The sequence below is a fragment of the Paenibacillus sp. FSL R7-269 genome (genome assembly GCF_000517865.1).
Taxonomy (GTDB): domain Bacteria; phylum Bacillota; class Bacilli; order Paenibacillales; family Paenibacillaceae; genus Paenibacillus_AQ.
Map to the genome: position 1 here is coordinate 1 of NZ_ASPS01000086.1, position 10,492 is coordinate 10,492.

Sequence of the window (10,492 nt, forward strand, 5' to 3'; positions counted from 1 at the left end):
GGCCCGCATCCGCAGCGGCATCACCCGCCGCTGCTGCCGTACCCGCGGCCGCCGTCTCCCCGGCGGCCAGGGCCATGCCCGGCGCGCCGCCGAGCGCCGCGCGCCCCCTGCCGAGGCCGGCCGCTCCGGCGGCTTCGGCCTCCAGGGCCTGCAGCGCGGCGGCCACGCGCAGCGCCTTCTCGCGGTAGGCAGTCACGAGCTTGACGCGCGTGCTGCCGCCGGTGTTGTAGTCCCCGCTGCGCTCGCGGAACTCGTAGAGCAAGCGCTCGCGGCGGCGGACGGCGCTGCGGGCCTGCGGCGGCGCCTCGCCCGGCTCCGCGAGCACCTCGACGAGCGGGGCCTTCGTCTTGTAGAAGACGACGGTTACCAGCCCCAGGCCGAGCCGGCGGCATAGCCCGGTGAGCTCGCCCCAGCGCTGGTTGACCGCGCCCTTCTTCTCCCTGACGCGTTCTACCGCGAGGTAGACGTTAGGGCTAAGCCGCAGCCGTTCAATGCCTTGCAGCAGCAGGGCGAGATTGAACGATTTTTTCATCTCCACAATGAGCGGCTGGGGCTCGTCCTCCCGGATACCGACCAGATCGCAGGTACGCACCTCGCCCTTGATCTCATAGCCCTGCCGTTCAAAAAATCCCTTCAAAGGAGCATACAGCTCCGTTTCCTGTTTGATCGCCATTGGTTGTCACTCCTGCCCTGGATTGCAGCGTAATTATAATTGAGAATTCATGATTCTCTATTATAGCACAGCAAAAAAGAGGTCAACTATTCCGGGCTCGCCGCATAGGTATGTAATACACTTTCTAAGCTTGGTGGAGCAAGTAGGAGCGCAAGAGGAGGCAGCGAGCCATGGATATTTTTGAGCGTATAGCTTCGTATCGGGCTGAGAACGACCGTTTGGCGTGGAGCGGCACTTTCAAGGACTATATAGAACTGCTAAGAGCAGACCCCTCTCCCGCAAAAACGGCTCATTCCCGCGTATACGACATGATCAAGTCACACGGCGTCGAGGACATCAACGGACGTAAACGGTATAAGTTTTTTGAACAGGAGATCTTTGGACTGGATCGTGCGGTGGAAAAGCTGGTGGAGGAATACTTCCATTCCGCAGCCCGAAGGCTGGATGTGCGCAAACGGATCTTGCTGCTGATGGGACCGGTCAGTGGAGGGAAGTCGACGCTCGTAACGCTGCTGAAGCGCGGCCTGGAACAATATTCGCGTACGGATGCGGGTGCGGTGTATGCGATTGAGGGCTGCCCGATGCATGAGGACCCGCTGCACCTGATTCCGCTGGAGCTGCGTCCGGAGATTGAGCGGGAGCTTGGCGTACGGGTTGAAGGCAATCTGTGCCCGTCCTGCCAGATGCGGCTGAAGAATGAGTATCACGGGGATATCGAACAGGTGGCAGTTACCCGGGTGCTGTTGTCAGAAGAGGAGCGGGTGGGGATTGGCACATTCAGCCCTTCGGATCCGAAGTCGCAGGATATTGCGGATCTGACCGGCAGTATCGACTTCTCAACCATTACCGAATTCGGCTCGGAATCCGATCCGCGGGCCTACCGCTTCGACGGGGAGCTGAACAAGGCCAACCGTGGTCTGATGGAGTTCCAGGAGATGCTGAAATGCGATGAGAAATTCCTGTGGAACCTGCTGTCCCTGACCCAGGAGGGGAATTTCAAGGCTGGGCGCTTCGCGTTAATCTCGGCGGATGAGATGATTATTGCCCACACGAATGAGACCGAATATAAATCCTTCATCTCTAATAAAAAGAACGAAGCGCTCCAGTCCCGTATGATCGTCATGCCGGTTCCCTATAATCTGCGCGTCTCTGAAGAGGAAAAGATCTACGCCAAGCTAATCGGCCAGAGCGATATGAAGCATGTGCATATTGCCCCTCACGCGCTGCGTGCGGCGGCGATTTTCTCGATCCTGACGCGGCTTAAGGAGAGCAAGAAGCAGGGGATGGATCTGATCAAGAAGCTGCGGATGTACGACGGCGAAGAGGTCGAGGGCTACAAGGAAGCAGATCTGAAGGAAATGCAGACCGAATACCTGGATGAGGGCATGTCCGGCATCGACCCGCGGTATGTCATCAACCGTATCTCCAGCGCCCTGATCAAAGGCGATTTGCAGTGCATGAACGCGCTGGATGTGCTGCGGGCGATCAAGGACGGTCTGGATCAGCATCCTTCGATTACGAAGGAGGAGCGCGAGCGTTATCTGAATTTTATTTCCATTGCCCGTAAGGAATATGATATTCTCGCCAAAAGCGAAGTGCAAAAGGCCTTCGTCTACTCTTTTGAAGAATCCGCCAAAACGCTGTTCGAGAATTATCTCGACAATATTGAAGCCTTCTGCAACTGGTCCAAAATCCGCGACCCGCTTACCGATGAAGAGATGGAGCCGGATGAGCGGCTGATGCGCTCCATTGAAGAGCAGATCGGCATTTCGGAGAATGCGAAGAAGGCCTTCCGCGAGGAGATTCTGATCCGCATCTCGTCCTATTCCCGCAAGGGCAAGAAGTTCGAGTACAACAATCATGACCGGCTGCGGGAAGCCATCGAGAAGAAGCTGTTCACGGATCTCAAGGATATTGTCAAAATCACCACTTCCTCCAAAACACCGGATGAAAGCCAGCTTAAACGGATCAACGAGGTCAGCCGCCGCCTGATCGACGAGCACAACTACTGCCCAATCTGTGCCAATGAGCTGCTGAAATATGTCGGAAGCCTGCTGAACCGCTGACACAGCGCCACTTTGACATACGGGTTCTGCAAAAAAAAGGGAATATCCCAGGCCATCGTGATGGCTTAAGGATATTCCCTTTATGTTGTCTAGCTATCAGAGGATTCCTTATTCGCTTGGAAGCCTCTACTCCTCCTGAGAATCCTTAGGCTCCTGCTGCTTGCCGCCAATCTTGAAGCTTAACTGGCCGTTATATTTGCCGAGCTGTCCGCCCACGCCGATGCCTGCGCCTTCGCCGCCGCCGAACTGAGCATTGGCCTCAGCTCCGATGCCCTTATTGCCGCCTAGCTGAACATGGGAGTCAAAACCGGCGCCTTGACTAAGGCCCAGATGAGCACCTGCATCTGCATTAAGCCCGTGTTCGCCCCCGGCCTGCGCGCCCATCTGGACATCTGCGCCCTGCCCGCCGCCAAGCTGGGCCTTGCCCTGTGCGGCCACCCCGTATTTGCCGAAGGCCTGGGCTTCAGCATTCACGCCGATGCCTTGCCCGTTACCGACATAGGAATCGCCTTGCGCTTCAATGCCATAGGAGGGGCCGCCGATATGGCCGCCTGCCTGCATACTTGCGCCGCTGTAAGCCAGTTGTCCTCCGGCATTCATACCGATGCCGTGTTTACCCCCTAACTCGCCTCCTGCATCGACATGAATTCCCTTTCCGCCGGTCTGACTTGCCCCGGGATGGCCGTCCACCGGATTGTTCGCAGCAGCCGGAGGTTCGGAGGTCCGGACAGTCTGCGTATTCCCGGCAGTTGCAGCGTTCTTAGCAATTCTCGGAACGGGCTCCTCAGCGGACCCCGAACGTACCAGGTAGTGGTAATGCGAATAAGGATAGGGCTGCGGCAGATGCCGATAGCCTGACGGATGAGCTGAAGGGGTCGAATCTTCGTTCTTGTAATTCATGCGGGATACCTCCATTCTTGAATTCATTACAATAGCCTATTCACCGAAATGGGAAGTGATACGTGTCAGCTGAATATAAAAGTACATTTGTAATGGCTGCATGACTGTGCTACATTATGAATGAATTATATATTATTCACTCAGTCACGGAGGGATTACGGATGGAAGATAAGAAGGCTGAGATTTTCAGATGCGGTAAAGAGCTGTTCAGCTCCAAGGGCTTCAAGGACACCAATATTTCTGACATCACCAAAATGTGCGGGTTCGCTGTGGGTACGTTCTACAATTATTACGCTTCGAAAGAGAAGCTGTTCATCGATATTTATCTGCAGGAGAACGAGAAGCTGAAACGGAGTATCCTGCAATCTTCGGTCAATCTGGACGACGAGCCTGCCAAAGTGCTCAAAGAAATCATGGCGCTTAATTACAGCGGAATCAATTCGAATCCAATCCTGAAGGAATGGTACAACAAAGCTCTTTTCAGCAAGCTGGAGAAGGAATTCTATGAGCATGGCGGGATTGAAGGTATTCATGAAATGATGAACAGCGGCACGCTGGAATTAATCCGGCACTGGAAGACCAAGGGGAAGATCAGAACAGATCTTGCGGACGGCATGATTCTTGCCTTGTTCAACTCTGTGCCGTATATCGACATTCACAAGGAAGAGATAGGGGTTAGCTATTTCCCGCAGATCCTGGATTATTTAGTTGAATTCATTATGAAAGGCTTGACGGATACACAGCATTGACACAGATCTATGGTTTCGTTTGGCTTGCTGCAGAATACACTATTAAATGTTCAGGGATGTACTGGGCATTTTATTTTGCTTTGAAATGAATGAATTTAATTAAGTTCATTCATATTTTATAAAATAACGAATTGAGGCGCCATTATGAAGACTATTATTATTTACAGATCAGGCCGCAGCATGAACACACAGAAGATTGCAGCCGCTATGGCTGAAGTGCTGGGTGCAGATTTGGCTAAAGTAGAGGACGTTAAGCCGGAGATGCTGTCCGGATATGACCTGATTGGCCTTGGTTCAGGCATTTACGCCTCCAAAATCCACCGCAAGATGTTCAAATTCATCAAGAGGATGCCGCTCCGGGACAAAAAAGTCTTTATTTTTTGCACCTCCGGATCTGGAGAATTCAAGAATCAGGTGCTGGTTGAGACCAAGCTGGCGGCGAAGGGCAGCAACGTGATCGGTGAGTTCCATTGTCCCGGGGAGTTCAGCCCGCTGGGCTTCAATCTGGATAAAAAAGGGCATCCCGATGAGCTGGATGTCGAGAAAGCCCGCCTCTTCGCAGCCGCCTTATTAGACAAGATTGTCTGAATAAGCTGAGTATAGAGCAAGACAGGAACAGTCCAACCGGCCACAGTCTGCTATAATGGACTCACCTATGTGGACCAGAAAGGCCGGTGGAGTTACTGAATTACAGCAGAGAGATCGGGCAGACGATTGATTATATTGAGGAGCATCTCATGGACCCGCTGACAGCGGAGCAGATTGCAGCGTATGCAGGGTATTCGCTGTATCATTTTTGCCGGATGTTCAGTAAGGCTCAGGCTATGCCGGTCATGGAATATGTGCGCACCCGGAGATTGTCACGGGCTGCCGTTGAATTGTTCAACGGGCGGAGAATTACGGAGATTGCGCTGGAATATGGCTTCGAGACCCCCGGGGGCTTCGCCAAAGCCTTCCGCAAAACTTACGGCTACAGCCCCTCCCAGTATGCGGCACGGATGAGCGGGTATCTCCGGGACCGGTTAGAATATGAGATTAAGGACTATATTGCAGAGCCGGTGATGGTGGCGAAGTCTGCTTTTAACGTAGCGGGGTACGGGATTGAGACGGATGTGGAGGCCGGGAATGCTACGCAGGACGTCGCTTCCTTCTGGTATTACTATGAGGGCGACAATCTGGAGGATCAGATGTACGCGAAGCTGAATCCGCCTAAGCACGGGGAGGTTGGCTTGTGCATTCCGGCAGACACTGGCGGCAACGCCGTCTATCTGCTAGGGGTTATAGTGGAGGACTTCAGTAAGGTTACTCCTGACATGCTTACGGCTGTTGTGCCTGCGGCGCAGTATGCGGTATTTACGACACCGCCGGTGGACGCTACCGATGAGGCGAGACCGGAGACTTTTGCCGAGGTGGTCAAGAGTACCTGGAGATATATCTTCGAAGACTGGTTCCCGGGCAGCGGATATATGCATGACGAAGATAAGCTGAACTTTGAGTTCTACGACGAACGCTGTCACGCCCGTGTGGATTCGGTGATGGAGATTTATGTTCCGGTGCGGGGCCGCAGGTTTCATGAAACCATTGAATAGGTTATTGTAATATGTGGAAAATAGAGATAAAGGAGATAACCATGGCTAAACAACGCAAGATTTTACTAACTGTAACCGTATTGTATACAATGCTTGTGCTTTATTTTATGTTCTTTGCTTTCGGCAGAGGAGAGGCTTCGGATCATACCATCTACACCTTTATTTTCATGCCCGATAACTTTCTTAAGCTGCCGTCTCCGTCTGATCTTCTGCCTCCCACCCTCATGGATTTGGTGGGTTTCGGGAACACGATTGCGTTTATTCCTTTCGGTATATTGATTCCATGGCTGTACCGGGTCAGCTTCGTCCGGTTCATCACCTTATTCTTCATTGCGATTCTTGTCCTGGAAACGATCCAGGCTCTTACCTTCCTGGGCAGCTTCGATATCAACGACGCTCTTCAGAATTCGATTGGAGCAGCTCTGGGTTTTGGGGCGTACAAGCTTGGTTTCCGTTACCGGAGCCTCGGGCGCAATCTGGTGGCAACGGCTATATCGGTTATGGTTCTTTTTATAGCTTTATGGGGGTTAGGGGAGGCGGTAGACAAAATAATAACTAAAGTAGAGGGTCCGTTCACAGCGATCACGGAATGGACGGACACCTCGGGCAATTCATCCGCAGACAAACCGGACAGCATTCAAATCAACGGACAGAAGATACCGCTCCGCTATAACCTATATGGCGCTGAAGGCGGAGAGTCCAGAACGTTCACGTACAAGTCTGAGGGTCAGACGACTTTCTGCTTCACTTTCGGAAACCCCGAACCAACAGATTATTCCGGTGAGATCAGTATTACCCGGGATGGCCAGGAATTCTTGAATTATTCTGCAGATTTTCAGCGTACTAATCCTGAACAGTACCCTGTGGTATATGAGATGCCGGCTCTGCCGGGGCAAGAGCTGAAGATCACGCTTAAGGGCGGCTTGAAAGTATGGGATGTAGGATATAAAAAGATGCAGTATATCTGGAACTGAGTACTTAATCTTCTACTCCGAGAGGATTGGTGACGGTAATGAGAATGGCATTTGTACTGTTCGATGGCATGACCACCATGGATTTCGTGGGATTCTATGATACAGTCACCTGGCTGGCGATCCTGAAGGCGAAGGAGGACGTATCCTGGACTTTCTGCGCCAACAAGGCTGAGGTGACAGATGACCGGGGGTTGACCATGAAGGCCGATGAGGTGCTGCCTGATCTGGGGGCATTCGACCTGGTGTTCCTTCCGGGCGGCATGCCGACCCGGACACTCCGCTATGACGAGGACTTTATGAGCTGGATACGGACGGCAGAAGGCGCACGCTACAAAGTGTCGGTCTGCACGGGTGCTCTACTCTTAGGGGCGGCAGGATTCCTGGAGGGTAAAAAAGCGACCACGAACTCATCGGCCTACGATCTGCTAGCCCCTTACTGCGCGGAAGTCATTAAGGCCCGGGCCGTCCGGGACGGCGACACCTTCACCGGAGGCGGAGTGACGTCCTCGATCGATCTGGGCCTCTACCTGATCGAGTGCTTAGTGGATACAGACACTGCGCTCCAGGTGCAAAAAAGACTGGAGTACCCCTATTATCAGTCAGGTAAGCTGAGCGATATCTACTATCCGTATGAAGAGGAATAGACAGAAAGGCAAGCCCCTGCATCAGGGCTTGCCTTTCTTTTGTCCGTTATTACGGGGCTGCAGCGTCCAATTGAACCGCCACGTAGCTTCCCAGTTCAACCATCCCTGCACTATCCAGCTTAGTGGCATCGTATTGCTTGATGACCTCGGCGGTTTTCTGCATCAGCTTCGAGCTGTCGGTATTGCCCAGAACGCGCAGGACTACCAGAGTCTCGCCTTTCTTCAGCTGTTCGGCCAGCTTAGTCTTGTAGGCTTCGAGAGAATCTACCTCAAGTCCTTGCGTCACATAATAATCGTAGGCATTGCTGGTGGCCTTGAACAGAGGCAGCTCATGGTCCAGCCAGTAGGCCTTGTCCATCACATACTCTACATCGATGGCTGTAGCATCATTGGAGTTATAGAGCAGATAAGGAAGTCCAGTATTGGTGGCGTTATTGGTCGGGTCAACATTGACCCATTCGTCGCCGATCTTCACCTTGTTCCAGGCGTGATTCACACCGCTCATGGTTCCTGTGACGACCATCGAAGGGACCTGGACGAGATCCGAGAGCAGCTGGAAGGTATGGGCATAGCTCATGCATACGCCGACTTTTTTAACCAGAATGCCATAGGTATTGAAAGAATCGTTATACTTCGCATCTACTGTCTTGAACTCCTGCTCCTTGGCATTCTCCAGTGCAGCATCGTCATAGACGGTGTTATCATTCAGATAATTATAGATCGCCATCTGCTTCTCATCTGCACTCATGCCTTCCTTGATCGTAGCCGCGATTACTTTATCTGCTTCGGCAAGAATCTCCTTCTGCTTGGTGCGGATGGACTCGGCAGAATCATCATACTTGACATTCAACGTCAGCTTCTCGTAATCGTAGCCATAACCGCGGAAGCCGAGAATGAGCGGGTTCTGGTAGACCACCTTCTCAATCACATCCACCAGGGTGCGGGCATTCTGCGCCTCCGGGAAGGCTTGCAGCGAAATTTCGGTCTCGCCATTCATAAGGGATAACGCGAGGTATTCCTCCAGCGCAGAGTCTGCATGAATGAGGTCAGCCCGTATCGTGGTGCCTGGAACCGCCTGCTTGTTGCCTTCTTCTACCTTGCTCTTGGTATTTTCTTTTTGCTGGTCGATGACATTATCTCCAGCTTCACTGGCGTTCCCGCTATCGTTGTTGTCGATGATAGTTGGTATATCAGGTGCAGGCACATAATCTGTGTCATTCTGCGGCTCCACATATCCCGGGTTCGCCTTGTTGCTCTGGGCGGCGGCAAGACTGGCAATATCCGCTTCCGTCAATTGCGCAACCTGAACATATCCTTTGAGCGCAGTACCTTGAAGCGTGTACGGGACATCAGTTGGACCGGAAGCCTTAAGAGTCACAGCTTCGGTGTCGTACATCACTGTTACTGAGGCTTTGGAGCCGTCAATGAACTGAACAGGAACGGTTTTGGGCAGCTCTGTGGCATTCTTGTACAATTTCAGGTTGATGTTATCCTCAGGAGCCACAGTGCGCGGCAGACGTTTGGATAACGCCACGGTATCTGCCGAGCGGCTGAACCGGGATTCTTTGTCCCCCTGAACGGCAGTGACGTAATATTCACCTTGCACATTGTTATTCTGTATGCTGGTAATGGTCTCATCTACTACACCTAGCGCACCGCGTCCATCCTTCATGAAGTCGTTATACGAGTTGCTCTTCACTGTTGCAATCAGCAGCGGACGCTGATCCGCGTAGCCTTGCTCCGCACCGCTGAGCGGCTCATTCGTGTTCTCCATCGTAATGTGGGAAGCACTGTAAATGTTATAGCTCTCTGCACCCGGCACCTCATCCCAGACCAGGGTTAATCTGCCGTCCAGACTGATGTCGGATTGCAGGTTCGGCACAGGAAGATCCGACTTCACCGTGAACGGAATGATCACCGGCTGCTTCAGCAGAGTTGGCGACTTGGCATCCAGGTCATAATTGAGCCGGATGTAGTAGACAGGCGCGTTCCCCCAGGAGCTGGCTCCGGTAGCGCGCAGGGAATCGGAGGGAAGAACGCCGAAGCCGAGCGGCTTGATGGAGTATACGCTTTTGCCGTCAACAAGCTGTGAGTCCTCAAGGGTCCCGACTTTGCTCTCCGGGAGTGCCTTGATATCGGTATGTACGGATAACGTCTTGCCGATGGCTTCGGAACCAAGATCAGTATTGAATCTGAAGATGAATTCCATATCCTGCTCCACATTATACATAGGCATGATGCCCGGACTGTGATCTGCTTCGTCTGAATCATACTTCTGCTTCAGATCGTACACGGTCTGTGAAGCCTCAGGCGGAGGGTTCTCCGAAGTGTTCTTTGTCTCAGCAGTTGCCGTGGCTGCCGGGCTGGATGAAGGCGCTGGACTTCCTTCTTTGCTGCCCCCCATGCAGCCTGTCAGAATCACACACATGATGAGTAGCAGTATTGCCAGTTGTTTCACTTTCACTAACGTCCTCTCCCGTCTGGTTTCTGTATGAGGGTAACCATGGACCATCCAGAATTACCCATTATAAATCACAGGAGATATATAACCCATTCGGATACTATTAAAACAAAATTGGGATAATTTATATTTAAGTATTTTTTGCAGCAGGGTTTGATCTCCCAATCTAATACCATTCAAAAACAAGCCGCAGCGTAATTGCACATAGCAACTACACTGCGGCTTATTGTGCGAACCCATATGTTTCTTTACATAAACCGCCGCTGCACCTTTTTGCCGTCATAGGTGAACAGAGCGTTTTTGTCTTCTACGACGGTCTGCAGATGCACGGTACGGCCCCAGAGGGCATAGATATGCGGGAGCGTGCGCTCCAGGTATTTCAGATCCAGCTCGATGCTCTCATAGCGGTGGGTAATCAGCAGTTCGCCGTTCCGCT

At 52.5% G+C, this 10,492-nt stretch carries 9 protein-coding genes and 1 pseudogene; 6 read left to right on the forward strand and 4 right to left on the reverse strand.

The annotated features are described in order from the left end of the window. Window positions 1-673: DUF2161 family putative PD-(D/E)XK-type phosphodiesterase (locus tag C162_RS29040; RefSeq protein ID WP_156949735.1), on the reverse strand; the 673-nt coding region annotated here is incomplete at its 3' end. Between the two features lie 170 nt (window positions 674-843). Between C162_RS29040 and C162_RS29045 the strand changes: the two genes are divergently transcribed. After that, entirely contained in the window at window positions 844-2,739 is a 1,896-nt protein-coding gene (locus C162_RS29045; RefSeq protein WP_036700576.1) for a PrkA family serine protein kinase, read from the forward strand. Window positions 2,740-2,865: 126 nt separating this feature from the next. Here C162_RS29045 and C162_RS34740 read toward each other — a convergent pair whose 3' ends face one another. Continuing rightward, complete coding sequence (locus C162_RS34740) at window positions 2,866-3,639, reverse strand: hypothetical protein (protein ID WP_051494017.1); 774 nt, start codon at window positions 3,637-3,639, stop codon at window positions 2,866-2,868. 161 nt (window positions 3,640-3,800) lie between these two features. Here C162_RS34740 and C162_RS29055 point away from each other — a divergent pair, with 161 nt between their 5' ends. The 5 genes from C162_RS29055 (at window position 3,801) to C162_RS29075 (ending at window position 7,595) form a co-directional block, all read left to right on the forward strand. Then, a complete protein-coding gene (locus C162_RS29055) occupies window positions 3,801-4,388 on the forward strand; it encodes a TetR/AcrR family transcriptional regulator (RefSeq protein ID WP_036700578.1) in 588 nt (195 codons plus the stop codon). Between the two features lie 144 nt (window positions 4,389-4,532). After that, complete coding sequence (locus tag C162_RS29060; protein WP_036700580.1) at window positions 4,533-4,976, forward strand: flavodoxin domain-containing protein; 444 nt, start codon at window positions 4,533-4,535, stop codon at window positions 4,974-4,976. Window positions 4,977-5,062: 86 nt separating this feature from the next. Then, complete coding sequence (locus C162_RS29065) at window positions 5,063-5,977, forward strand: AraC family transcriptional regulator (RefSeq protein ID WP_235218563.1); 915 nt, start codon at window positions 5,063-5,065, stop codon at window positions 5,975-5,977. Between the two features lie 41 nt (window positions 5,978-6,018). Then, entirely contained in the window at window positions 6,019-6,951 is a 933-nt protein-coding gene (locus C162_RS29070; protein ID WP_036700589.1) for a VanZ family protein, read from the forward strand. A gap of 38 nt (window positions 6,952-6,989) precedes the next feature. Next, window positions 6,990-7,595, forward strand: coding sequence for a DJ-1/PfpI family protein (locus C162_RS29075; RefSeq protein ID WP_036700592.1), 606 nt, complete (start codon window positions 6,990-6,992; stop codon window positions 7,593-7,595). Window positions 7,596-7,644: 49 nt separating this feature from the next. Here C162_RS29075 and C162_RS34745 read toward each other — a convergent pair whose 3' ends face one another. Further along, window positions 7,645-10,059, reverse strand: a complete 2,415-nt coding sequence (locus C162_RS34745) for a transglutaminase domain-containing protein (protein ID WP_051494018.1) — start codon at window positions 10,057-10,059, stop codon at window positions 7,645-7,647. Window positions 10,060-10,304: 245 nt separating this feature from the next. After that, window positions 10,305-10,492, reverse strand: a pseudogene (locus C162_RS36435) (stage V sporulation protein R); the annotation flags it as partial.